Source organism: Parathalassolituus penaei (genome assembly GCF_026626885.1).
In the GTDB taxonomy this organism is placed as follows: domain Bacteria; phylum Pseudomonadota; class Gammaproteobacteria; order Pseudomonadales; family Oceanobacteraceae; genus Oceanobacter; species Oceanobacter penaei.
The window spans coordinates 63,463-86,611 of the sequence record NZ_JAPNOA010000058.1 but is presented as its reverse complement, the minus strand read 5'-3'; the positions used below and the strand labels follow the sequence as shown (position 1 = coordinate 86,611).

Below are 23,149 nucleotides of genomic sequence, written 5' to 3'. Positions count from 1 at the left end.
AACTCTGCACAGCTCTGCGCGAGTGCTGCAGCGCGTGTGAGCAAGGCGACGAACGCAGCGAAATGACGAACCAACCTGGCCGGGTCCTTTTCAAGTTCGTCAACACCGCTCAAATGCGCTGCAGCCCGCGCCCTTTGGGGCTTTCGGGATGGTGATGACTCGGTGTCGCCGGTTTTCGACGTAGCCCGCTATGCCATCAAACCGGCTTCGTGATTCATCACCATCCCGATAAGCCAGAGCGGGCACCGAGTTATTCAGAGGGTCCCTAGACAAAAGGGCCATCAAACCGGCTTCGTGATTCATCACCATCCCAATAAGCCGTGGCGGGCACCGAGTGATTCAGAGAGTCCTCAGAGAAGGAGAACCGCTTACAGCAACATACCTAACATCGAAGCGTATTTTTCCGGAACCACCACTCCCGGCTTAGGCAGATAGTGATTTAGCAAAGACTGCATCCAGGGACGCGACAGTTCTACTCGGCCGAAATTCAGGCGGGTGACATTACCTTCCTGCTCCAGCGAGTAGTCCAGCAAGGCCACTTCCAGAGCTTCCGCTTCACCATGCAGTTGCAACGTCATGCGCATGCTGCGTTTGTCCTTGTCGAGCTGCAGATCCAGCACCTTGCCAGCGTCACCCAGCTTTTTGTCGATAAAGGCCATCAGCCCCTTGATCACCATTCCCGCAAACACACATCACCTCCGGGTTTTACCACTGTTTCAGGCCGCTGCAACACGGCCGGGACCGGGATAATAACCACACAACCCCGCATAAACACGACATTTGGCTGCATTACTGACAATGCCCTGCACGTCTGTGCCAACGCGTCAGCAGTCGCTGCTCCCTGACGTCCACTCACGACAATTTGGCATCACACATATAGGAATGAAATTTTTTAACATCAACATTTGATAGTCGTTATCATTTAGATTATTGTTTGCCAAAATTTGACCCATGAGGACACATCCGTGGAACTTTTCGAATCTTTCCTTGCCGCCATCGGTGGCCCGGTTTCAGGCCTGATGCTGCTGATGTCAGTGGTCGCGACCTGTCTGATCCTCGCCAAACTCTGGGAACTGGCGGGTTATGGACGCAACAGCCAGCGGCTGGCCGACCAGACCCTCGAACAGCTGCGTCAGAACAGCGGCCTCAAGGAACGTAACGAAGCCCTGCTGCTGTTGCGCAACCGTCGCTCCCCTCGCCTGCAAGCCATGGCCGCTGTGCTGGAAGTTTCCCAAACCGGCGTAGCCATGGCAGATGTGCGTGAAGAAAGCATGCGTCTGGCCCGTAAGGCACTGAACCAGATGACCATGGGCCTGCGCCCTCTGGAAGTGATCGCCAACCTGGCACCACTGATGGGTCTGTTCGGTACGGTACTGGGCATGATTGAAGCCTTCCGCTCCATGGAAGCGGCCGGTTCCCAGGTAGATCCGTCGGTTCTGTCCGGTGGTATCTGGCAAGCCCTGCTCACCACTGCCGTTGGTCTGGCCATCGCCATTCCGGTTTCCCTGATCCATAGCGCCTTTGAGCGCGGTGCCGAGCGCGAAGCCAACGCCGCTCTCGACATCATGGAACAGCTGTTTCACCTGTTTGGCCAGCGCCATGAAGCCGGTATCAGCGCCGCCACTTCCGGTCAGGTACGTCGTGCATGAATGCCCTGATGCCGGCCCGTCGGGCCAAGCCCATCAGCCTGACGGCCCTGATTGATGTCGTGTTCATCCTGCTGATGTTTTTCATGCTGACATCCAGTTTCAGCCAGTGGGTGGTGTTGCCGCTCGATAGCAAGGCCGCCAGCCATGTAGCCAGTCAGGATGCTCCGCCACCACAACTGCTGGTGCTGAAAAACGATGGCAGCCTGATGTTGGCCAGCAATGGTGGTGATACCAGCAAGTCAGCTCCGGCCAGCCAGGACTTTATCGATCTGGATGCCGCGGTGGTTGCGATTGATAACGCCCGCGCGCTGGTTGTGATTCCGGAAGCCGACGTTGTGGTACAGCGCATCGTCGACAGCATGGCACGCCTTGGCACCCTGAACCTGCCGGGCCTGACCCTGGGTCAGAGCCTGCCAGCCGAAGAACCGACCGCGGTAGCGGAGAAGACAGATGCTCAACACCAGTAACGGTTTGCTGCCCGCTAAAAAAAGCCGTAACAGCGACGACAACATGATCCCGCTGATCAACATCGTGTTCCTGCTGCTGATTTTCTTCATGGTGGCCGGTCAGATCCGCGCCATGCCGGATGCCAGCCTGAAACTGCCCAAAGCCGAGCTGAGCAAGCCGGAAAGCAGTGACACGATCCGTCTGGAAGTCAGTGCCGATGGCCAGATGCGTCTGAACGGCGAAGCGGTTGATAACAGCACGCTGGAAAGCTGGCTGCAGGAACAGCAAGACCCACACAGTCTCGCCATCGCCCTGTTTGCCGACCAGCAGACTCGAGCTGCCGATCTCGAACCGGCGCTGACGCTGCTGCGCCAGTTCGCTCCGGGCTCACTGCGTCTGTATGCCGAAATGCCAGCCGACAGTGATTTGCCAGCGGCAACGCTGCCCGCTGACAGCAGCGCCACGGCCGAAGGAGTGCCACACGCATGAAAACACTGTTGCGTCGCACCCTGATTCTCGGGCTCGCCGTTGCCTTCCATGCCGCTGCCCTTAACTGGGCACTGGCCAGCCCAACTCTGGAAGATTCCGGAGACGCGGAAGGTGATGGTTTTAACGGTCTGGAAGTTGGCCTCGGTCAGGCGGGTTCGTTTGCTGACTCCATCAAAAAGCTGGGCGAAAAGCCTGCGGAACCGGACGTAAAACCGGAACCACCCAAACCACAGCCGCCCAAACCACAGCCGCCCAAACCGGTGAAAAAACCAGAGCCGGTCAAACCCAAACCGGACGTGGTGAAAAAACCGAAACAACCGGAACCCGTGGTCGCCAAAGCACCACCGATTCCAGTAGTCGAAACACCGGTCGCACCAGAAGCCACCTATCAGGTGGCCCAGGCCGAAGCCGTTGCCCCACAACCCGCAGAGGTTGCGCAACCGGCCCCTGCGCCAGTACCGGTTAACGCTGCCACCGCCACGGATGCAAAACCGGCGGCAGCCAGTGATGCACAGGTCAAAGGCTCTGGCCGTGGCGATCACAAAAGTGCTGGCGGTAAAGCTGGCAAGGGCAAGAACTACATCAGTCAGCTGATGCGCTGGCTGAACCAGTATCAGGTCTACCCGACCACTGCCCGTAAGAACAAACAGGAAGGCGTCGTCAAACTGCAGTTCAGCATCAACCGTAAGGGTGAAGTGTTGAGTGCACGGATTTACCAATCCTCAGGACACCCGGAACTGGATAACGCAGCCCTCGACATGCTCAAGGCTGCCAGCCCACTGCCGGAAGTGCCGGATGATTTTTATCCAGGACGCGATCAGCTGCCACTGGTCATTCCCGTTGAGTACTCACTGATTACCAATAACTCCTACAAGGACTAAGCAAGGAATTCGTATGAGCGACAAGAGCAACAGCCAGCGTACCCTGACGCTGCGCAAGGCCGTTATCCAGGCATCCGCCGTTTCCCAGGCTCAGGCTCTGCTGGGTGTACCTGCCATTCTGGCCGGTGCCCTGCTGATGCCACAGGCCCACGCCGCCGATGAAGAACCGATCATGCTGGACACCATGCAGATCGAAGAGCGCACCCTGGATACCAACCCTTACGCCGAAGCTGGCGCGCCATACAAGGCCAAGGTTTCCGGTGACGCCCGTCACGTCAAACCGCTGGCAGAAACACCGCAGACCATTACCGTTCTGACCCAGACCCAGATCCAGGAATCCGGCCGTACCGACCTCAAGGATATTCTGGCAGCCCAGCCAGGTATCAGCCTGGGCACCGGTGAAAACGGTAACGCCTTCGGTGACCGTTACGTTGTGCGTGGCCATGAAGCCCGTTCCGACGTATTTGTTGATGGCCTGAAAGACCCAGGTATGACCACCCGTGAAAGCTTCGCGACCGAACAGGTTGAAGTGACCAAGGGCCCAAGCGCGACCTTCGCTGGCCGTGGTTCAACCGGTGGTGCCATCAACAGCATTACCAAGCAAGCCAGCACCGAGTACGACTTCAACAAGGTCAGCGCTGGTGTTGGTACCGACGACTACCGTCGTGCCAGCCTCGACAGCAACGTTCGTATCAATGACGAAGCCGCCGTACGTGCCAACGTTCTGCACTCCTACACCGAAGTGCCTGATCGTGCCCCGGCCGACAAGGAACGTAACGGTCTGGCGCTGTCCGGTGCCCTGCAAGCCACCGACGACCTGAAAGTGGTGGCCGACTACTACCACCTGCAGGCGTTTGACCACCCGGATCTCGGCAGCTACATCGATAGCACCACTGGTCGACCAAACGATGATATTCCGGTTTATGTTCAGGATGAGGACTTTCAGAAGTCCCGCGTTGATACCGTCACCCTGCGTGCCGAGTACGACGTTAACGACGACGTTAAAGTCACCAACGCCATGCGTCACGGTACCACCAACAACGGTTACTTCGTGACCGGTGCCAACGGCACTACCCGTCATGCTACCGATACCGAAGCACCGGGTGTTGCCACCATTTCCACCAGTAGCCACCAAGGCTGGCAGGAAGTGGAATACTTCGCCAACCAGCTGAACGCCTATATCGACGCCGACATTGGCGGTATGGATCACGCGTTTGTTGTGGGTGGAGAATACTCCAAACACGACGTGCTGAACGGTGTGTACACCGCCACCGATACCGGCACCAGCAACTGTATCGTTGCAGGCCGTGGTGGTGCAGCGGCGGGTTACTGTCTGCTCGATGGCAACGGCGACGTAGTGGATAACATCAACAGCCTGCGCCAGCGTGATATCAGCAAGGGCACCTGGGACTCCAACTACCAGATCACCACACTCTCTCTGTACGTAATGGACACCATTGACGTTACCGACGAACTGAGTGTGTTTGGTGGTATCCGTGCTGACCAGTTCGACTACCGCAACGTCATCCAGTCCACCAGCACCCTGGTGAAAACCCCTTACGCCTACAGCGATACCCTGTGGAACGGCCATATCGGTGCCAGCTACCAGATCACTGACGAAGGCAACGTGTATGCAACCGTCAGCTCTGCGGCCAACATCAACGGTGGTGAGTCCGACGTTGGCAGCAGCTGTGGTTACGGCGGTCTGTGTGGTGACTCCACCATTGTGACGGGCAGCAAGCCAGAGAAAACCCGCAACTACGAGCTGGGTACCAAATGGAACCTGATGGACGAAAAACTGCTGGCGACTGCCGCGCTGTTCCGTATCGACAAACGTGATGTGATGGAACAGGCCGCTGACAGCACCGGTTATGAGTCTGCAGGTCAGCTGAACACCGGCGCCAACCGTGTACAGGGTGGTGAAATCGGTCTGACCGGTAACCTCACCAGCCGTCTGAGCACCCAGTTCGGTTTCGCTCTGATGCGTTCTGAAGTGACCGACAGCGCCACTGAAGCCAGCATTGGCGGCCGTCTGGCCAACTTCGCCAACCGCTCCGGTTTTGCCCAGCTGCGTTACCAGGCAACCGATGCCTTCAGCTTCGGTGGTACTGCCACCCACTCCAGCGAAGTGTATGCCGGTCAGCCTGACAGCCCAGCCTCTACACGGCACCTGCCGGCCTGGACTGTGTTTGATGCCTTCGCCAGCTACCGCTTCAGCGAACAGCTCAACACCCGTCTGAACATCAAGAACGTAACCGACAAGGATTACTACCTGGCGGCTTACCGCAGCGGTTCCTTCGCCTACATTGGTGATGCCCGTAACGCCCAGCTGACCGTTGAATACGAGTTCTGATTTCCCGGAACCCGTTTCAAAAGGCCCCGGCTTAACGGCTGGGGCCCGGTAATCTCCTGTAGTCAGTCTTGTAGTCAGTCTTGTAGTCACTCTTGCAGTAACTCTATGTAGTAACTCCTGAAAGACCCGGACGGGTGCTGTGACAGCACCCGTCTGCGCTTCCCCCGTGCCGCCGGGGCAGCGTATTCTCGTTGAACCGCCCTCTCCGGAACCTTCGCAGGACATATCCATGCCGGACAACCAGCACATCCAGAGCAGCCCTTACTCCCAGATTCCGGCCGGAATCGTCAGCCTCGCCGACTATGAAACCCATGCCCTGCCGATGCTGCGCACGGATATTCGCGAATACATTGATTCCGGTGTTGCTGATGAAATTACCCTGCGCCGCAATCGCAGCGCATTTGAACAGATCGGCATTAGCCCCTCGCTGCTGCAGGATTTTCGCCAGGCAAGTACCACTACCCGTTTACTCGGCTACCCCCTCGCCCACCCGTTGTTACTGGCACCGGTCGCCCACCAGCGGCTGGTGCATACCGACGGCGAGCTGGCCACCGTACGTGGTGCCGCTGCCCTCGATACACCCATGATCGTCAGCACCCTGGCGAGTTACCGCCTCGAAGACATTGCCGCCAGCGGCCACCCGAACCTGTGGTTCCAGCTCTACTGGCAACACAACCGCGAGAACAGCCTGGCGCTGGTCAAACGTGCCGAAGCCTGCGGTTATCAGGCCCTGGTGATTACCCTTGATGCGCCGGTCAATGGCCTGCGTAACCGCACCCAACGGTCCGGTTTCCACTTGCCCGCCGGTGTGATTGAAGCCAACCTGCAAGGCCAGCCACACCCTGCACCACGGCCACTCGATGCCCATGCCAGTGTGATTCTGAACGGCTTTATGGTGGATGCCCCGACACTGGCCGACCTGCAATGGTTACAGGCCAATACCCGTCTGCCGGTACTGGTAAAAGGCGTGATTAACCCGGCCGATGCTCTGCGTTTCAAGGAACTGGGAATGGCAGGCGTGATTGTGTCGAACCATGGTGGCCGCACCCTTGATGGCCTGCCCTCCACCATTGAAGTGATTGCCGCCTGTCGTCAGGCCGTCGGGCCAGACTTTCCGTTATTGCTCGACAGCGGCATTCGCCGTGGTACGGATGTATTCAAGGCGTTGGCGCTGGGAGCCAATGCGATATTGATCGGCCGCCCGCAATTACATGCGCTCACCGTCGCCGGAGCCCTCGGCGTCGCCCATATGCTGAAATTGCTGCGTGATGAACTGGAAATCACCATGGCTCTGGCCGGTACACCAACGCTGGCGGATATTGGCCCACAGTCACTTCTGAATCTGGCCAGCCCGCAGACGTTTGCGGCTTTCCAACCTTCTCTGTAGACGGAGTCACCATGTTATTACCGATTGAATCCCTGCTGAGCGCCGAAGAAGTACAACAGTGTCGGCAGCTGCTGTTTGCCAGTGAGTGGCAGGACGGCGCCGCCACCGCCGGTGGTTTGGCCCGCACCGTGAAGAACAACTTCCAGCTCGACGACAACAGCGACAACGCCCGTCGCCTGCAGGACTTTGTATTACACCGTCTGCGTCAGCATCCGACCTTTGTGTCTGCGACCCTGCCGGAACATATCTACCCACCCAAATTCAACCTGTACCAGAACGGTGGGCACTACGGTCAACACGTCGACAGTGCGGTCATGACCCTGGCCAGTGGTCAGGTGTTACGCACCGATGTATCTGCCACCCTGTTCCTGTGTGACCCGGACGACTACGACGGTGGTGAGCTGCAGATCGAAACCCGTTATGGCATGCAGTCGGTCAAACTGCCTGCTGGCAGCCTGATCCTGTATCCATCCCACAGCCTGCATCAGGTCACGCCGGTTACTCGCGGCCAACGCCTGTGTTCATTCTTCTGGATTCAGAGTCTGGTGCGCGACAGCCACAACCGTGAGCTGTTGTTTGACCTCGACCAGTCGATCCAGTCCCTCACCATTACTCACGGCAACGGTCACGAAGATGTGGTTCGCCTCAGCCAGATTTACCACAACCTGCTGCGTCAATGGTCGATGTCATAACCATCCGTTTTTGATATGGATGGGCAAATTGCCTTTGCTTAAAAAACCTGAAAAGTCGGTTTGAATGGCAAAACCACCCCGGAGCAGGAAATCTGCTCCTCACGTTGTCCCGATATGATACATTCACACCCGCCCGAAAAAAGTGCCAGATCAATACTGATATATCGGTTTTTGGCACCTTCACAGGCAACAGCCGCTTGTTTTTTGAACAAACGTAAACCCTGACGGCTACCTACTCACGACGCTTGGCCTATACGCCTTTCAGCAGAAAGAACAATGCGAATATACATTAGTAGAAACCGCATGATCGCCAGTTGTATGGAAGGCGTCGGCTGTGTATAAAGCGTCGGTTTCGGATCAGTTCAGCCCGTTGACAACCTTTGTACGCAAAACTTTCACAATAATGTGGTTGCCGCCCAAATGGGTCGGGCCAAAAGCCCGGGAACTGGTCGCGCATTGGGAGTCCCCCAAACTCCCTGATTAACGACTTTCTGATCAAAAGGCGAAATCGTAATGACTACACAACAGGTCGATGTACTCCTCGTAGGCGGGGGAGTCATGAGTGCGACCCTGGGTACCCTGCTCAGCAGGCTGGACCCATCGCTCAAGCTCACAATGGTGGAACGTCTGGATCACGTAGCCCACGAAAGCACCGATGGATGGAACAATGCTGGCACAGGACATGCCGGTTACTGTGAACTGAACTACACCCCGGAAGATGCCAAAGGCAACGTCAGCATCGACCGCGCTCTGAAAATCAACGCCAACTTCGAACTGTCTCTGCAGCTGTGGAGCTTCCTGGTCGAAAACGGCGGCCTTCCTGAGCCAACCAACTTCATCAACACCACTCCACATATCAGCTTTGTCTGGGGCGAAAAGAACGTTGCGTTCCTGCGTCAGCGTGCTGAGAAACTGAGCGCCCATCACCTGTTTGCCGACATGGAATACAGTGAAGATCCGGCCGTTCTGCGTGAGTGGATGCCGTTGGTTATGAATGGCCGTGACGCTTCCGAGAAGGTTGCTGCAACCCGTATCATGTACGGTTCTGACGTCGACTTCGGTTCCCTGACCCGTAACCTGGTCGCCCGTCTGGAAGAAAGCAGCCAGTTCAACCTGCTGCTGAACACCGAAGTGGTGGATTTCGAGCGTCATCGCAACGACAAGCGCTGGACCGTAACCGTACGTGATCGTAACTCTGGCAAAACCAGCATGATCAACACCGGTTTCGTATTCCTCGGCGCTGGCGGTGGTTCACTGCCACTGCTGCAAGCTTCCGGCATCGAAGAAGCCGACGGCTACGGCGGTTTCCCGGTATCTGGCCAGTGGCTGGTGTGCAAGGACGAGAAGATCGTTTCCCAGCACCACGCCAAGGTATATGGCAAAGCCGCGATTGGTGCGCCACCGATGTCCGTACCGCACCTGGACACCCGAATCATCAACGGCAAACCTGCCCTGCTGTTCGGACCATACGCCGGTTTCACCACCAAGTTCCTGAAAGCCGGTTCCAAGCTTGACCTGATCAAGTCTGTGAGCACTGACAACCTGTTCCCGATGATGTCAGTGGGTATTCACAACATGGATCTGACCAAGTACCTGATCAGTGAAGTTATGCAGTCTCACGAAGATCGCGTGGCGACCCTGCGCGGTTACTTCCCGGACTGCAAGGCCAGCGACTGGACTCTGGCTCACGCCGGTCAGCGTGTACAGGTCATCAAGAAAGACGCCAAGGGCAAAGGCAAGCTGGAATTCGGTACTGAACTGGTTTCCGCGGCTGACGGCTCTCTGGCCGCACTGCTGGGTGCCTCTCCTGGTGCATCCGTTGCTGCCTTCGCCATGATCGAAGTGCTGGAAAAATGTTTCGCCAGCCGTATGCAAGGTGAATGGAAAGCCGGTCTGAAGAAGATGATCCCGTCTTACGGTGAGTCTCTGATCGACAACGCTGAACTGCTGAAACAGACTCGTGAACGCACTCTGAGCGTACTGGGCCTGAAAAAGTAAGCATCTTCCGGTATTACAAACACGGCAGCTTCGGCTGCCGTTTTTGTTGGAGAGAGCGTGCGAGAGGCGAAGGATTGATCCAAATGAAACAGTGTCAGCACTGCTTCCTGGCACTCTGCTCACGGACAGAGAACATACACTTTCGGGTGTATGGAATGATTGAACCACTACAACTAGGGACACTCGGAATAACTCTGCACAGCTCTGCGCGAGCGCTGCAGCGCGTGTGAGCAAGGCGACGAACGCAGCGAAATGACAAGTCCTTTTCAAGTTCGTCAACACCGCTCAAATGCGCTGCAGCCCGCGCCCTTCGGGGCTTTCGGGATGGTGATGACTTTGTGTCGCAGGTTTTGACGTCGCCCCAGTATTTAGGCAAGAGGGCGATCAAACCGGCTTCGTAATTCATCACCATCCTGATAAGCCAGAGCGGGTACCGAGTTATTCAGAGGGGCCTGGCCAAATCAGGCATTCAAGACGCCCAGTCGATCACATCCTGCAGGTGCGACAGTGGCCGGCTGAAATAGAAACCACTGATACCGTCCACTCCACACTGACTGAGCGTAATCACGTCTTCAGACTGCTCCAGACCATCGGCCAGCACGGTGAGATCGAGTTTATGGCCAATCTGGATCATGGACTGCACAAAGAAGCGCTGGTCCTGGGCCAGATGCACGCCACGGTTGAGGCTGCCATCGAGACGTAACTGCGTCAGTGGCAGGCGTTTCATATAGGCAAATGCAGCGGTGCCGGTGCCGACCTGGTCAACCCCGAGTTTTACCCCCAGAGGCTTCAGACGTTGTCCAAGCGGCAGCAGCTGGTTTTCGATGTCGAGAATGCAGAACTCCGGTACTTCCAGCAGCAGGTGATGCGCCAAAGCGGAATGCTGTTCGAGCAGGTCGATCAGATGCTGTGGGAATTCGGCATCCAGCAATGAGGCTGGTGACAGGTTGATGCAGACCTTTATCGCCTCAGGCAACCGGGTATTGGCCAAATCAGTGAATACCTGGCGGACTACTGCAAGGTCAAACTCACCAGCCATTCCGTGTTGCTCCACCATTGGCCAGAAACGGGCAGCAGACAGCGATTCTCCTTGCCACTGAATACGGCTGAACACTTCTACCTGTAACAGCGGACGTTTGCTGCTGCCTTGCTGATGGCCAACCACTGGCATAAAACGCAGTTGCAACAGGTTGTCTTGCAATGCTTCACGCAGAATCTGCTGCCAGGTGGAGGCAGACCACTCACGGCGCTCTGGGTCATTTTCTTCGTCATACAACCAGGAATGGCCACGACCACTGCTACGCGCTTTGGCCAGCGCGGCATCGGCTTTGCTGAAGGCTTCTCCAGGGTTGTTGTGGTGGCCTTGCAGGAATACGCCGCCGATGTGGAATTGCAGTTCGTTACGTTGGGTCAGGGTGGTGGCGGCCAGCTGACTGGAGGTTTGCATCAGCAGTTCGCGGGCATGCTGGCGGTCGGCGCAGCTGACATAGAGGGCAAAATCGGCACCGGCATGGCGGCCACAGAGGCTGTGGTTGTGATCGTGATGCCAGTGATGCAAGGCGTCACCGACCTGACGAATCACGGCGTCACCAGCCTGACGGCCGTCACGCTGGTTAAAGGCCGCAAAACCTTCGATTTGTAACAGCATCAGCAGGCCGCTGTGTTCGTCATCGTCGTTGAGGAGGTGGCTGAAGCGTTGATCAAAACCACGGCGATTGAGGAGGCCACTGACGTTGTCGTGGAAGGATTCCTGCCGCAGCTGTTCGGTGGTGGTGGCCTGTTCCATAAACAGCGCATGTAACTTGCTGACCATTCGGTTCATGGCCAGCACCATACGTTTCAGCTCGCGGGCTTTGGGGATGTCCTGCTGGATTTTCCATTCGCGGTCGCAAATCGCCAGAGCCTGCTCTTCTACTTTTTGCAATGGTGCAAACAACCAGCGCAGCAGCATTTCGAGCAGTATCAGGGTGACAATCAGCACTGCGACAAACCAGAATAATTCGGCTTTGGCCATGTTCCAGAGGTTGCGATAGGCAAAATCGGGATGACTGAGCACGGTAACGGTGCCAAGGCGTTGCCAGCCGTTGGTAACATCGGTTTCCGCCGGTTGCTGGTCAAAACTGGTCATTCCCATAAACCAGGCGGGTGCTGCCGGAGATTCATAGGCCTGCAGTTCACGACGATGGATTTCCTGGCCTTCGGTGCTGACAAAACGGATTTCCGAAAAAAAGCCCCGATCGAACAACACATCGATCAGACGACTGCGTTCGACGGTGTCATCACCTTCGATCTGTGACATCGACAAAGCGAGGGCGGTAGCGGCGTCGTAGGCACGGGCATTCAGCTGGCGCTGGAACTGGTCATGAGCATGCATGAGGGTAACCAGCAGGTTGCCCGCCAGCAGTATCAGTACCAGCGCGCTGGTCAGCAGGGAAAACTGTTGTCTCAGAGTCATTGTTCTGTCCTTATAAATCCATGCCGATGCGTGCCATACGCACACGTAAATCTGTCCAGCGGTCGAGCTGGTTGGAGTTGCCGAGACGTGCGCCCAGCCCTTTGGATTCGGTTAACCACATGCCCTGACCATTAAAGCTGTACACGGGTTTGAGGTCACGGCGGGCCGTGGCCGGGCGAATACTGTTGGTCAGGTTGTCGAGAATCAGGGGCACAGCATTGGGTTTTTCATAATAGGCCAGCACCATATGGGCCTGGTTGAATTCCAGTGCCTTGACGTAAGTAATACGCAACTTGCTTTCGTCCATGCCCAGTTTGATCAGGCTGTAATATTTGCTGATCACGTAGTCTTCGCAGTCACCACCGTTGGTGCCGAGCATTTCATAAGGGGTGGCCCAGTAATCGATCTGGCGCCAATGCGTCAGGTCGTCGACAAACGGCACATTGCGGTTGAAGAAATAATTCACTTCTTCCAGCAGGTCGATGTCTTTTTTGGTGCCATTCAGATCCTCGAACATGTCGCGCCAGCGCTCCATGTTAATGCCACCCTTGCGACCATATTGCTTTGTGGCTTGTTCTATCAGTTTTTCGGCCACCCACACCGGTTTGTCGGCAACCAGTACCAGTGGTGCACCGAGCATCAGTAGCAAACAGCAGGTCCGGACAAGATTGTGTTGATACGGCAATGTCAGCATACGGCAGCCATCGTCAGAGGAGCGGATACCCGGCGGGCGGGCAAACTCCATTAACTATAGTCAGCGCAGGCAGGACGATTGGCGGGTCGGCAATGGATAGTCAGTTTAGACAGTTTTCGAGAGGGCCGTGGCGATCAGTGGTGTTGGACTGGCTCTGGCGGGCAGAGCCATGGTGTTGTGGTTAATGGCGGGCGCCGCCGCCAGCCCGTTCGCGCAGGTTGTTACCCTGCTGCTGACGCAACTGCTGGAAATTCTGCCGCAGTTGCTGGCGTTGTTCCGGGCTCATTTTCTGATAGGTCTGCCAGCGCTGGTTAGCACGATCACGCTGTTCCGGGCTTAACGAGCGCAAGCGTTCGAGGCTCTGGCGCAGTTCGGCTTTTTTGCTGTCATCCATGTTCTGCCAGCGTTCAAAGCGGGTACGGCTGTCCTGCTGTTGCTGGCTATTCATGGTTTGCCAGCGCTCAGCGCCACGAATCAGGCGTTGCTGGTCGGTTTCGCTGAGTTCGTTCCAGCGTGATGCCATCGGTGCCAGGGTGGTACGGGTTGCCTCGGACAGTTCATTCCAGTCTTTGGCTTGCACGGGCAGAGCCAGCAGGCATAACAACAGCCAGCCCAGTGGCAAACGCAGATTAATCATGGCTCGCCTCCTGTTGGTTGGCGGACTTACTGGTAGTTTGGGTGGTGATGGTCGTATGGGTAGTACTGCTGGTTTGGCTAGTACTGCTGGCCGACGCCGTGCTTTTGCCGGTGTCACGTTCCTGCAGTTCCAGCGCATCCAGCCATTCGCCGTCGACTTCAACCGCATCACCAAGAAACAGCAGCAGCTCCATATCCACCGCATTGCTGGCAGCGGATTCAGAAGCCGGGTCGGCTTGTACGGCAAACGGCATCCCCACACACATCATACTAACCAGCCTGGTCAGCCACAGGTGCCGGTGACAGCGATTCATCAGGTAATTCACTCAGCCAGAGGACAAAATCAAGGTCCTGCAGCATATCCCATTCCTGGTCGCTGAGTTGAGTGAGTTCCAGCCATTCGCTGCTTTCCAGATCGTAATCCCCTGTCATCAGGCGATTGCTGGTGGACGGCTGGGTCACGGCAACTGCCGCCGGTGTGGTGTCAGCGGTTGGCTGTAACCAGATGGCAGCAGCCATCACCACCGATGCGACCAGTCCGGCGGGAATCCACCAGGCAGCCGGTTTGTGGTGTGGACGCGTATCAAGCCCCTGCAGTTGCAGCCGTTGCTGGCGCAGGCGGGCGCTGATGTCATCAGGAATCTGGTCGAGGCTGTTATCCAATGCCTCGCAGGCCAACTGTTCGGCGCTGGCAGGTTCAAATTCATGCGGATGGGGATCAACCGGTTTCATGCTGAGCCTCCTGATCGTACTGGTGGTCGGCGCACAGGCGCTCCAGCTTCTGGCGCACCCGGTGCAAATGGGTTTTGACGCTGCCGTCGCTGATGCCCAGCGCGGTAGCGGTTTCCTGCACAGATAATCCTTCCCAGCAGCGCAGCAGAAAACATTGCTGTTGCTGCAGGGGTAATTGTTCCAGCAGGGCCAGCACGGCGTGTTGCTGGCGTTCCCTGGCGAGCGCCTGTTCGGGGCTGCGAAAGCGGCTGAACAGGTCATCACCATCATCATGATCGGTTTCCATATCACCGTCGGCCTCGTCCTGATGCGGATCGGTGGGTAACGGCTGGCGCCAGAACATCCAGCGCCGTTGCCGTTGTTGCTGGCGATGCCAGTCGGTCAGGCAGTTTTCCAGAATCCTGTAAAACAGCGGTTTCCATTCATCGCTGTGGCGCCCGCCGTACTGCTGAACCAGACGCAACATGGCTTCCTGAACCAGTTCGAGGGCGTCGTCGTCCTGCCGGGTGGCGAGTCGTGCCATCCGGAAAGCCCTTTTTTCAATCGACGCCAGAAACAGGTTCAGTTCCGGGTTCATGTTGACCAGTTCGTCTGGGGCTGGTGGAAGTCTGTGCCGCTGTTATCCGGACTGATTTCCACGGGCGCTGTTTGCATCGGTTTCCTCAGTGGTGGTTGCCGTATGATCCACCATTGTTGCTGTTGTGATCGCTGCTGTCCGAATCATTGTCGGAACCTGAGCTGCCGGAACGGGCGTTGCTGTGACGGCTGCGAATGCTGTCGCTGTGCTGGTTGCTGATGGTACCGATACGGACCATCACATGGGTAGCCGTCAAGACACCGGTGCTGCTGTCAAAGCTGCCGCTGGCACTGATGTGCGATACGGTTTCACCCGCAGTTGTGGCATCGCTGAGGGCGGTGCCAAGGGTTGTTACAAACTCGCTCCATATCAGCAGAGTAGTGGTGCCGTCGCTGGTGCGAATGGCAAAGGTGCCATCACTTTCACCGCTGATGCTGCTCACCACAAAGGACTCGATCAGGGAATCCGGCACGCCACTCAGGCTCAGGCGATCGACTGCGTCGGTGTTATCAATGATCAGGCTGCTGTCACTGATGGTGATCGCGCTGCTGCTGGCGCTGTCCCAGTGGCTGACATAGGTTGCGGTGCTGCTGGTAAAGCTAATTTCGTTGACGGCCAGAGCAGTGAAGTCGTAATCGCTGTCCGCTGCCCATTTGGTCGGGTAACCCTTGATGCTGACCCAGTCATCGTTGCTGAGGTTGCTGACATCCATCACGCCGATATCAATGCGGTAGGCACTCGGGTCGGCATCCACGGTGGCACCGGTGCCCGTGAAGTCATACTGGTCGACACTGCGGTTGTTGACGGTCAGCAGGTCGATGGTCAGCGGGTTAACGGTGCTGGTACCGGTCACGGTGCTCAGTTGCATACGGACCAGGCCGCTGCTGGCATCAAACTGGCTGTCGCCCATGGTGCCGGTGACCAGCACTTTCTGGCCAACACTGAGGTTGGCGATGGAGGCATCACCTTCGTAATAGCCGGTGACACTGGTGGTGTCGGCAATGACTACTTCGGTGGTGCTGCTGAAGGTGGTATCGGAACCATCACGCTCATGCACACTGTTACCCAGCGTCAGGGTGTTGTCGCTGCGGGCGATAATCGTGCCTTTCACCACGTCGTCACCGCTCCAGGCAACACCGGTACCGGCAATCACCTGACTGGCCGTGAAATTGCCATCGCTATCCAGCGTGCCGTATGCCAGCAGTGGTGAGTCCGCATCCAGCGCGGCAATCAGTTCCAGGCCGCTGCTGCCGGTGTACTCTGTACCGTCAATTTCGTAGAGGGTGTCGTCGCTGACGTTGCACACCAGCGTACCATAGTCACCTGAGCGCAGGCGGAGGGGACGAATTGCCAGTGTGATGGTGGCTGCGCTGCTATCTGCGCTGCTATCGACTTCAGAGAGCAGACCGCGCACCCGGTGTTCGCGCGTGTCATTCTGAGAAGCCACGACCATGAGAAAGGGTTCAACTTCGACCACCGCCGGGTCGTAGGAGAGCACTTCGTTGGAGGCGGCAAGGTCCATATCCAGAGTCAGACCGGCGAGTTCGCCGTCGGCTACGGTCAGGGGTTCATCGGTGTCCAGTTGCAGAGTGACATCCAGGCTGGTCAGTGCCTTGCCACTGCTGTCGACAGCGCTGGCGTTGTAGGTCACACCGTCTTCATCCTGAATCACCAGGCTGGCATTGCTGTAATCCAGATTCAGCACAACGCTGCTATAACTGCCTGTCGGTACGGACGACATGGCGAACAGTTCGCTCAGTTGCTGGTATTGTACGAAGTCGACTGGCGTAGCAGTGGCCAGCAGGTCAACTTCAGTGCCATCGGTGCGCACCAGGGTAATGCTGTTGAGGGTGACCTGATAGGTCACGAAGTCGGCTTCGGCATCGGTCAGGGCTACCTGAACGGTGCCACCGACGGTTTTGCTGGTGTCGGTTGTTGTATCGGTTGCGGTATCGCTGGAGCTGCTGTCGGAACTGGAGGTGCTATCGGCACTCGAATCGGTCAGGGTGCTGACGGAGCTGCTGTCAGAGCCGCAGCCACTCAGCAGTAATATCGCCATCGCCAGTGGCAGAAACTTGGTTTTCATGAGACTTCCTCGTCAGTGATAAACTGGATTTACAGCGCGCTACCGTTCATAACGCTGGTGCTGGCGTTTGGTTGACAGAGGTTGGCAATTTTTTTCACAACATGTGTGGGGAGTGACAGATGCTGGAGAGCATCCTGATCGGTTTTGTCGTATTGCCGCTGGTGATGATGGTATCCACCGCGTTTGCGAATCCGCCAGCGGGGGTAATTGCCTATACCTGCAAGGACAAGGAGGCACTGGTATTACTGGCCTACGACAATGGCAAGAATCGTAATGGCTGGGCACCGTTTGGTGGCCGTGCCGAAGAGGGGGAAACCATCGCCCAGACCGCCTCGCGGGAATTCCGTGAAGAAACCGGCTGTGTGTTCGCCGGGCCAACGCCCGAGCAGCTGGAAACCCAGCAACGCTCCCGTATCGGGCCGTTTTATACCTATGTGTCGCGGGTGAACTGGGTTGATCCGGTGATGATGGCGGCATCGTCCTGCGGTACACCGGGTGAGCGCAGCAAATGGGTGTGGGTGAATCTGGAGCAGCTGAATCAGGCGCTCGACAGCGGCAAGAATGTGGTCGATCGCGATAATCCGGTGGTGGAGTATCCGTTGTGGATCGCTGGTCGGGTATCCCTGCAGGTGGCGCGTTCGGATGGTCTGTTGCCGTCCAGCAGTGAGGTCTGTGTGGTGATGCCACCGATGGCTGGAGAGGAAACAGCAGACGCAGCGGAGTTGACGACCATTGCACCGATGGAAGGCAACACCATGCCGACTATTGTACCGGGACGTCCGCAGGCGGAAGCGCTGACCGTTGGCACACCAACCGAAATGGCCAGCGGCGAATAAACGCTGGCCGTTTCAGGTTAAGCATCAGTCGATATTCTTAGGCTTCGTTCTCGTATCGAATAGCCACACGACCTGCACGGCTTGTTAATTGGCTCTACCGTATGCCCTTATCGGGGACCTTGTCCCCCGGCCGGGCGGGCCTCCCCCTGCTTTTGCCCGACTGGGCTCGTATCTCCGGTTTTCACCAAAAACGGCGTTTCGCCCCCGGCCAGATGAGCATTGGGCAGCCAGCTGCGCTGGGCACATTCGGAAATAAATGATCAGGCTGTTTAAAAGTCCTTAACTGATCAGCATCAGGCCTTTTCAGTTATTTGGTTTCGGCTATTTATCTTCAACTATTTATCTTCAATAGCCACGCCGATCCGGCCTGCCAGCAGGTCATCAGCGGCCTGTTGCAAGCCATCAAAAAACGCCTCGCGCTCACGTAATTTGCGCACTTCCTGAAAAATCACACCTACTTCCGCTGAACGCAGCGACAAATAATGCAGCCATTGTTTCAGGCGGTCGGTGAGGTTCTTGTTGTCCAGATCCGGCAAGCGATCCGCAAGAGGTTTCAGCAGCTGCAAATGCTGCAGCCAGCTCATTGGGGTTAACGCTTCGCCCCGTTCACGTGCCTTGATCTGCAAGGCCAGATCCGGAATCGCCACCAGGCCGCGACCAATCATCAGCAGGTCGGAACCACTTTCGCGGCGACACTGGTCGGCATGATCCGGAGTCCAGATTTCACCATTGGCCAATACCGGAATCTTCACCTGCTCGCGAATACGGGCGATCCAGTCCCAATAGGCTGGTGGTTTGTAACCTTCGGTTTTGGTGCGAGCATGAACGGTTAACCACTGGATACCCGAGGCTTCCAGCGCACTGGCGTTTTCCAGTGCCAGGCTTTTATCCAGATAACCCAGACGCATCTTGGCGGTCACCGGAATATGCGCAGGCACTGCCGCTCGTACTGCCGACGCCACGTTAAACAGCACATCCGGATATTGCAGCAGCACTGCCCCACCCTGACTGCGATTGACGGTTTTGGCAGGACAACCGAAGTTCAGGTCAATTGCCGGTGCTCCCATGCTGGCAACCCGGGCCGCGTTGTCGGCCATCAGTTGTGGATGGCTGCCCAGCAACTGCACATGCACCGGTGTTCCGGCCTGGGTTTTGCCGCCGTTCAGGAGCTCTGGGCAGAAACGGTGAAATACCTTCGGCGGGTAGAGGGTCTGGCTGACGCGGATGAACTCGGTCACACAGTGGTCGATACCCCCCACGCTGGTGAGAATTTCCCGCAGATGGTGATCCATCAGGCCTTCCATGGGCGCAAGGGCGATATAAGGCCTGGTATCCGATACCAGATACGGGGAGCTGGAATTCACGATAAAACGGGTTCCGAAAGGGTTAAAAAGCGGGCGCGGAATTGGGAATTAAAATTTCCGCACTGTCAACCGAAAACCATTGGACTTTCGGATTATCCGAGGAGGCAGGGCATTATGACCTTTATTTCGGTTGGATATATCCGTTATAGGTCGCGGTAATAAAGGCGGTAATTCGCCACTTGAAGCCCCGCTTCCTCTTTACTGTTGATCAAGGCTTGATCTGCAGCGGTTGAAAGGCCTACCCCTTTTCAGTAGGCTCGATAGGGTTTTGCCTGCGGACGACTTCGCAATTGTCCAAAAGTTCAGGCAGATACACTACTAAAGTTCGCAACAACAATAACTCACAGGAGCCACTTGCATGTCTGAGCCAAGTCTCATCTCGCAAGGTCTGGAGCTCATGATTTTTGGTATGGGCGTGGTGTTCGTCTTCCTGACGATGCTGGTCTATGCCACCAATATCATGTCCAGTCTGGTAAACAAGATTGCTCCCGAAGTTGAAGTGGCACCGGCTCCAGCCCGGAAACCTGTCGCTCCGGCTTCCACCGGGATTGATCCGCAGCTGGTAAAAGTCCTGTCTGCAGCAGTGAAGGAACACCGTGCTCGTCAACAATGAGCCTGGAATATAACAACCATAAAACGTTCAAAAGACGTTAACGGAAGAAAAGGCCATCATTCATGACCGATTCCAAAAAACTCGGAATTACCGACGTCGTCCTGCGTGACGCACACCAGTCTATCCTCGCGACTCGCATGCGTATCGACGATATGCTGCCAATTGCCTCCAAACTTGATCAGGTCGGTTACTGGTCACTGGAGTCCTGGGGGGGGGCCACATTTGACTCCTGCATCCGTTTCCTCGGTGAAGACCCGTGGGACCGTATTCGTGCATTCAAGAAAGCAATGCCTAACACTCGTCAGCAAATGCTGCTGCGTGGTCAGAACCTGCTGGGTTACCGCCACTATGCTGATGATGTGGTTGAGAAATTCGTAGAACGCGCCGCCGTGAACGGTGTCGACGTGTTCCGGGTATTCGACGCCATGAACGACCCGCGCAACCTGCAAACCGCCCTCAAGGCGGTGAAAAAACAGGGCAAACACGCGCAGGGCACGCTGTCGTATACCACCAGTCCGGTGCACACCCTCGAAGCCTGGGTGGATCTGGCCAAGCGTATTGAAGACATGGGCGCTGACTCCATTGCCATCAAGGACATGGCCGGTGTTCTGACACCTTATGCCGCCTTTGAACTGGTATCGCGCCTGAAAGCCCAGACCGACCTCGAAGTGCAGCTGCATGCACACGCCACCGCCGGTCTGTCCGATATGACCATTCTGAAAGCCGTTGAAGCCGGTATCGACCGTGTTGACACTGCCATCTCTTCCATGTCCATGACCTATGGCCACACCGCGACTGAATCCGTGGTAGCGGCACTGGCGGGCACCGAGCGTGATACCGGCCTGAACCTGCATCTGCTGGAAGAAATCGCCGCCTACTTCCGCGAAGTGCGCAAGAAGTACGCGAAGTTTGAAGGCGCCCTGAAAGGCACCGACAGCCGTATTCTGGTGGCCCAGGTTCCGGGTGGCATGCTCACCAACATGGAAAACCAGCTACGCGAACAGGGTGCTGCTGACAAGTTCGACGCCGTGCTGGCCGAGATTCCACGCGTACGTGAAGACCTCGGTTTTATCCCGCTGGTGACTCCGACTTCCCAGATTGTGGGTACCCAGGCGGTGCTGAACGTTCTCTCTGGCGAGCGTTACAAGTCCATCTCCAAAGAAACCCAGGGCATTCTGAAAGGTGAATACGGTGCGGCACCGGCGCCAATGAACAAGGAGCTGCAGGCTCGTGTTCTGGATGGCAAGGAGCCAATTACCTGTCGTCCGGCGGACCTGATCGAAAACGAACTCGACAAGGTCATCGCCGACGTTGAAAAACTGGCGACCGAAAAAGGCTTCAAGCTGGCCGCCGACAAGATCGACGATGCTCTGACCTACGCCATGTTCCCGCAAATCGCACCGAAGTTCCTTGCCAACCGTGGTAACCCGGCGGCCTTCGAACCTGCACCAAAAGGTGCGGCGGAAGACACTTACACCATCAAGGTGGACGGCCACGAATACGTGGTGAAAGTAAACGAAGGTGGTGACGTCACTCATCTGGCGCCAATCAACGGCGCGCCAACCAGCCTGGCGGGTGGTGCGGCAGCGGCTGCTCCGGTTGCTGCTGGTGGTGGTGAGTCGGTAGCGTCACCGCTGGCCGGTAACATCTTCAAGGTACTGGTACAGCCTGGTGATCAGGTGACCGAAGGTGATCTGGTGATCATCCTCGAAGCCATGAAGATGGAAACCGAGATCCGTGCACCCAAGACCGGCACCATTGGCAGTGTGTCTGCCAAAGAAGGTACCTCGGTCAAGGTGGGCGATACCCTGTACACCATCGGCTGAGGAGTCTGACCTATGCAAAGTCTGATTAACCTCTGGCACGACACGGGTATTTACCATTTCGAAATCGGTCAGGGCATCATGATGCTGATCGGTTTTGTCATGCTGTACCTGGCGATCAAAAAGGGTTTCGAGCCACTTCTGCTGCTGCCGATTGCGGTGGGCACCCTGATGGTAAACATTCCGGGTGCCGGTATGGGCTGGTCGGCGGCGGAAACCGCCATTCGTACCGGTGATGCCTCCACTCTGGCACAGTTCCGCGAGATCTTTGGTCTGGCGGCTGATGCCAGCATGCAAGCGGTTCTGGATGCTTACCACCATGCCTCCGGCGCTGTGTATAACAAGGCGCTGGCACTGGGCGTAGCGGGCGGTTTTGATACCGGTATGCTGTACACCTTTTACAAGGTGACCATTGCCAGTGGCGTTGCACCGTTGCTGATCTTTATGGGTGTAGGAGCCATGACTGACTTTGGTCCTCTGCTGGCCAACCCGAAAACCCTGTTGCTGGGTGCTGCTGCCCAGTTCGGTATTTTCGGCACCCTGTTTGGGGCGGTATTGCTGACGGATCTGGGTCTGGTGGATTTCACCATCAAGCAGGCAGCGGCCATCGGTATTATCGGTGGTGCTGACGGCCCAACTTCGATCTTCATCGCCTCTCGTCTGGCCCCGGAACTGCTGGGAGCGATTGCGGTAGCGGCTTATTCCTATATGGCGCTGGTTCCGCTGATCCAGCCACCGATCATGCGTATGCTGACCACTGAGGCCGAGCGCAAGATCAAGATGGAACAGCTGCGTACCGTCTCCAAAAACGAAAAAATCATCTTTCCGGTGGTTGTACTGATTCTGGTAGCCCTGCTACTGCCGTCAGCTGCACCACTGCTGGGGATGTTCTGTTTCGGCAACCTGATGCGTGAGTCCGGTGTGGTTGAGCGTCTGAGCGATACTGCCCAGAACGCCCTGATCAACATCGTGACCATCTTTCTGGGCCTGTCAGTAGGCTACAAGATGAGCGCGGATGCGTTTCTGAACAGTCGTACCATTTTTATTGTTGTCCTCGGTCTGATCGCGTTCTCGATTGGTACAGCAGCCGGTGTGCTGATGGCCAAGCTGATGAACAAGTTCAGCAAGTCGCCAATCAACCCGCTGATCGGCTCTGCCGGTGTATCCGCGGTGCCAATGGCAGCACGGGTATCCAACAAGGTGGGTCTGGAAGCCAACCCGCAGAACTTCCTGCTGATGCACGCTATGGGCCCTAACGTGGCCGGTGTAATCGGTTCGGCGGTAGCGGCGGGTGTGATGATCAGTTATTTCGCCAATTGATGGCGGGGTGATTGTTCACCGATAAAAACGGCGCTACGGCGCCGTTTTTTATGCTGGTGTCTGGCGGCGACTCGGCTTGTGAATTGGCCAGGCTGTTTGCCCTCTTGGGGGACCTTG

21 protein-coding genes are annotated in these 23,149 nt (G+C 56.7%); 12 read left to right on the top strand and 9 right to left on the bottom strand.

From position 1 onward, the window contains the following. Window positions 1-368 precede the first annotated feature (368 nt). Window positions 369-689 carry a hypothetical protein gene (locus OUO13_RS17175; protein WP_283175129.1) on the bottom strand — a complete coding sequence of 107 codons (321 nt, stop codon included), beginning with the start codon at window positions 687-689 and terminating at the stop codon, window positions 369-371. A gap of 276 nt (window positions 690-965) precedes the next feature. On the opposite strand from OUO13_RS17175, the gene OUO13_RS17170 reads away from it, so the two are divergent. The 8 genes from OUO13_RS17170 to mqo all read left to right on the top strand — a co-directional run bounded on the left by OUO13_RS17170 (window position 966) and on the right by mqo (window position 9,896). Further along, a complete protein-coding gene (locus OUO13_RS17170) occupies window positions 966-1,649 on the top strand; it encodes a MotA/TolQ/ExbB proton channel family protein (RefSeq protein WP_283175128.1) in 684 nt (227 codons plus the stop codon). Further along, complete coding sequence (locus OUO13_RS17165) at window positions 1,646-2,116, top strand: ExbD/TolR family protein (protein ID WP_283175127.1); 471 nt, start codon at window positions 1,646-1,648, stop codon at window positions 2,114-2,116. Before OUO13_RS17170 ends, OUO13_RS17165 begins: the two co-directional genes overlap by 4 nt. Next, on the top strand, window positions 2,100-2,585 hold the full coding sequence (locus OUO13_RS17160) for an ExbD/TolR family protein (RefSeq protein WP_283175126.1): 486 nt from the start codon (window positions 2,100-2,102) through the stop codon (window positions 2,583-2,585). Before OUO13_RS17165 ends, OUO13_RS17160 begins: the two co-directional genes overlap by 17 nt. Continuing rightward, entirely contained in the window at window positions 2,582-3,466 is an 885-nt protein-coding gene (locus OUO13_RS17155; RefSeq protein WP_283175125.1) for an energy transducer TonB family protein, read from the top strand. Before OUO13_RS17160 ends, OUO13_RS17155 begins: the two co-directional genes overlap by 4 nt. 13 nt (window positions 3,467-3,479) lie before the next feature. Further along, entirely contained in the window at window positions 3,480-5,819 is a 2,340-nt protein-coding gene (locus OUO13_RS17150) for a TonB-dependent receptor (RefSeq protein WP_283175124.1), read from the top strand. Between the two features lie 229 nt (window positions 5,820-6,048). Next, window positions 6,049-7,206, top strand: coding sequence for an alpha-hydroxy acid oxidase (locus OUO13_RS17145; RefSeq protein ID WP_283175123.1), 1,158 nt, complete (start codon window positions 6,049-6,051; stop codon window positions 7,204-7,206). 11 nt (window positions 7,207-7,217) lie between these two features. After that, on the top strand, window positions 7,218-7,898 hold the full coding sequence (locus tag OUO13_RS17140; RefSeq protein WP_283175122.1) for a Fe2+-dependent dioxygenase: 681 nt from the start codon (window positions 7,218-7,220) through the stop codon (window positions 7,896-7,898). A gap of 513 nt (window positions 7,899-8,411) precedes the next feature. After that, window positions 8,412-9,896, top strand: a complete 1,485-nt coding sequence (gene mqo / locus OUO13_RS17135; RefSeq protein ID WP_283175121.1) for a malate dehydrogenase (quinone) — start codon at window positions 8,412-8,414, stop codon at window positions 9,894-9,896. A 469-nt stretch (window positions 9,897-10,365) separates the two neighbouring features. Here the strand turns inward: mqo and OUO13_RS17130 are convergent, their stop codons facing one another. The 7 genes from OUO13_RS17130 to OUO13_RS17100 all read right to left on the bottom strand — a co-directional run bounded on the left by OUO13_RS17130 (window position 10,366) and on the right by OUO13_RS17100 (window position 17,076). After that, a complete protein-coding gene (locus OUO13_RS17130; protein ID WP_283175120.1) occupies window positions 10,366-12,351 on the bottom strand; it encodes an EAL domain-containing protein in 1,986 nt (661 codons plus the stop codon). 10 nt (window positions 12,352-12,361) lie between these two features. Beyond that, the gene (locus OUO13_RS17125; RefSeq protein WP_283175328.1) at window positions 12,362-12,991 is read right to left on the bottom strand and encodes a transglutaminase-like cysteine peptidase; all 630 of its coding nucleotides are present in this window, start codon (window positions 12,989-12,991) and stop codon (window positions 12,362-12,364) included. A gap of 235 nt (window positions 12,992-13,226) precedes the next feature. Then, complete coding sequence (locus OUO13_RS17120) at window positions 13,227-13,682, bottom strand: DUF3106 domain-containing protein (protein WP_283175119.1); 456 nt, start codon at window positions 13,680-13,682, stop codon at window positions 13,227-13,229. Continuing rightward, on the bottom strand, window positions 13,675-13,935 hold the full coding sequence (locus tag OUO13_RS17115; RefSeq protein WP_283175118.1) for a hypothetical protein: 261 nt from the start codon (window positions 13,933-13,935) through the stop codon (window positions 13,675-13,677). Before OUO13_RS17115 ends, OUO13_RS17120 begins: the two co-directional genes overlap by 8 nt. Before the next feature lie 16 nt (window positions 13,936-13,951). Beyond that, window positions 13,952-14,413 carry a hypothetical protein gene (locus OUO13_RS17110; RefSeq protein WP_283175117.1) on the bottom strand — a complete coding sequence of 154 codons (462 nt, stop codon included), beginning with the start codon at window positions 14,411-14,413 and terminating at the stop codon, window positions 13,952-13,954. Next, window positions 14,400-14,990: an RNA polymerase sigma factor gene (locus tag OUO13_RS17105; protein ID WP_283175116.1), complete on the bottom strand. Its 591-nt coding sequence runs from the start codon at window positions 14,988-14,990 to the stop codon at window positions 14,400-14,402. The genes OUO13_RS17110 and OUO13_RS17105 overlap by 14 nt, the downstream gene beginning before the upstream one ends. Before the next feature lie 85 nt (window positions 14,991-15,075). After that, window positions 15,076-17,076: a DUF4382 domain-containing protein gene (locus OUO13_RS17100; RefSeq protein WP_283175115.1), complete on the bottom strand. Its 2,001-nt coding sequence runs from the start codon at window positions 17,074-17,076 to the stop codon at window positions 15,076-15,078. A 119-nt stretch (window positions 17,077-17,195) separates the two neighbouring features. On the opposite strand from OUO13_RS17100, the gene OUO13_RS17095 reads away from it, so the two are divergent. Further along, window positions 17,196-17,912, top strand: coding sequence for an NUDIX hydrolase (locus tag OUO13_RS17095; protein WP_283175114.1), 717 nt, complete (start codon window positions 17,196-17,198; stop codon window positions 17,910-17,912). A 335-nt stretch (window positions 17,913-18,247) separates the two neighbouring features. Here the strand turns inward: OUO13_RS17095 and OUO13_RS17090 are convergent, their stop codons facing one another. Continuing rightward, on the bottom strand, window positions 18,248-19,276 hold the full coding sequence (locus tag OUO13_RS17090; protein ID WP_283175113.1) for a tRNA dihydrouridine synthase: 1,029 nt from the start codon (window positions 19,274-19,276) through the stop codon (window positions 18,248-18,250). 358 nt (window positions 19,277-19,634) lie between these two features. Here OUO13_RS17090 and OUO13_RS17085 point away from each other — a divergent pair, with 358 nt between their 5' ends. From OUO13_RS17085 to OUO13_RS17075, 3 genes are all read left to right on the top strand, one after another. Further along, complete coding sequence (locus OUO13_RS17085; protein WP_283175112.1) at window positions 19,635-19,889, top strand: OadG family protein; 255 nt, start codon at window positions 19,635-19,637, stop codon at window positions 19,887-19,889. A gap of 62 nt (window positions 19,890-19,951) precedes the next feature. After that, window positions 19,952-21,715, top strand: coding sequence for a sodium-extruding oxaloacetate decarboxylase subunit alpha (oadA, locus tag OUO13_RS17080; protein ID WP_283175111.1), 1,764 nt, complete (start codon window positions 19,952-19,954; stop codon window positions 21,713-21,715). Between the two features lie 12 nt (window positions 21,716-21,727). Beyond that, window positions 21,728-23,032, top strand: coding sequence for a sodium ion-translocating decarboxylase subunit beta (locus tag OUO13_RS17075; RefSeq protein ID WP_283175110.1), 1,305 nt, complete (start codon window positions 21,728-21,730; stop codon window positions 23,030-23,032). Window positions 23,033-23,149: the final 117 nt, after the last annotated feature.

What these genes read in the sequence shown, in the direction of transcription:
- OUO13_RS17165 (WP_283175127.1), top strand. Translation starts at nt 1,646, where the DNA reads ATGAATGCCCTGATGCCGGCCCGTCGGGCCAAGCCCATCAGCCTGACG.
- OUO13_RS17160 (WP_283175126.1), top strand. Translation starts at nt 2,100, where the DNA reads ATGCTCAACACCAGTAACGGTTTGCTGCCCGCTAAAAAAAGCCGTAAC.
- OUO13_RS17155 (WP_283175125.1), top strand. Translation starts at nt 2,582, where the DNA reads ATGAAAACACTGTTGCGTCGCACCCTGATTCTCGGGCTCGCCGTTGCC.
- OUO13_RS17150 (WP_283175124.1), top strand. Translation starts at nt 3,480, where the DNA reads ATGAGCGACAAGAGCAACAGCCAGCGTACCCTGACGCTGCGCAAGGCC.
- OUO13_RS17145 (WP_283175123.1), top strand. Translation starts at nt 6,049, where the DNA reads ATGCCGGACAACCAGCACATCCAGAGCAGCCCTTACTCCCAGATTCCG.
- OUO13_RS17140 (WP_283175122.1), top strand. Translation starts at nt 7,218, where the DNA reads ATGTTATTACCGATTGAATCCCTGCTGAGCGCCGAAGAAGTACAACAG.
- mqo (WP_283175121.1), top strand. Translation starts at nt 8,412, where the DNA reads ATGACTACACAACAGGTCGATGTACTCCTCGTAGGCGGGGGAGTCATG.
- OUO13_RS17130 (WP_283175120.1), bottom strand. Translation starts at nt 12,351, where the DNA reads ATGACTCTGAGACAACAGTTTTCCCTGCTGACCAGCGCGCTGGTACTG.
- OUO13_RS17125 (WP_283175328.1), bottom strand. Translation starts at nt 12,991, where the DNA reads ATGCTCGGTGCACCACTGGTACTGGTTGCCGACAAACCGGTGTGGGTG.
- OUO13_RS17120 (WP_283175119.1), bottom strand. Translation starts at nt 13,682, where the DNA reads ATGATTAATCTGCGTTTGCCACTGGGCTGGCTGTTGTTATGCCTGCTG.
- OUO13_RS17115 (WP_283175118.1), bottom strand. Translation starts at nt 13,935, where the DNA reads ATGCCGTTTGCCGTACAAGCCGACCCGGCTTCTGAATCCGCTGCCAGC.
- OUO13_RS17110 (WP_283175117.1), bottom strand. Translation starts at nt 14,413, where the DNA reads ATGAAACCGGTTGATCCCCATCCGCATGAATTTGAACCTGCCAGCGCC.
- OUO13_RS17105 (WP_283175116.1), bottom strand. Translation starts at nt 14,990, where the DNA reads ATGAACCCGGAACTGAACCTGTTTCTGGCGTCGATTGAAAAAAGGGCT.
- OUO13_RS17100 (WP_283175115.1), bottom strand. Translation starts at nt 17,076, where the DNA reads ATGAAAACCAAGTTTCTGCCACTGGCGATGGCGATATTACTGCTGAGT.
- OUO13_RS17095 (WP_283175114.1), top strand. Translation starts at nt 17,196, where the DNA reads ATGCTGGAGAGCATCCTGATCGGTTTTGTCGTATTGCCGCTGGTGATG.
- OUO13_RS17085 (WP_283175112.1), top strand. Translation starts at nt 19,635, where the DNA reads ATGTCTGAGCCAAGTCTCATCTCGCAAGGTCTGGAGCTCATGATTTTT.
- oadA (WP_283175111.1), top strand. Translation starts at nt 19,952, where the DNA reads ATGACCGATTCCAAAAAACTCGGAATTACCGACGTCGTCCTGCGTGAC.
- OUO13_RS17075 (WP_283175110.1), top strand. Translation starts at nt 21,728, where the DNA reads ATGCAAAGTCTGATTAACCTCTGGCACGACACGGGTATTTACCATTTC.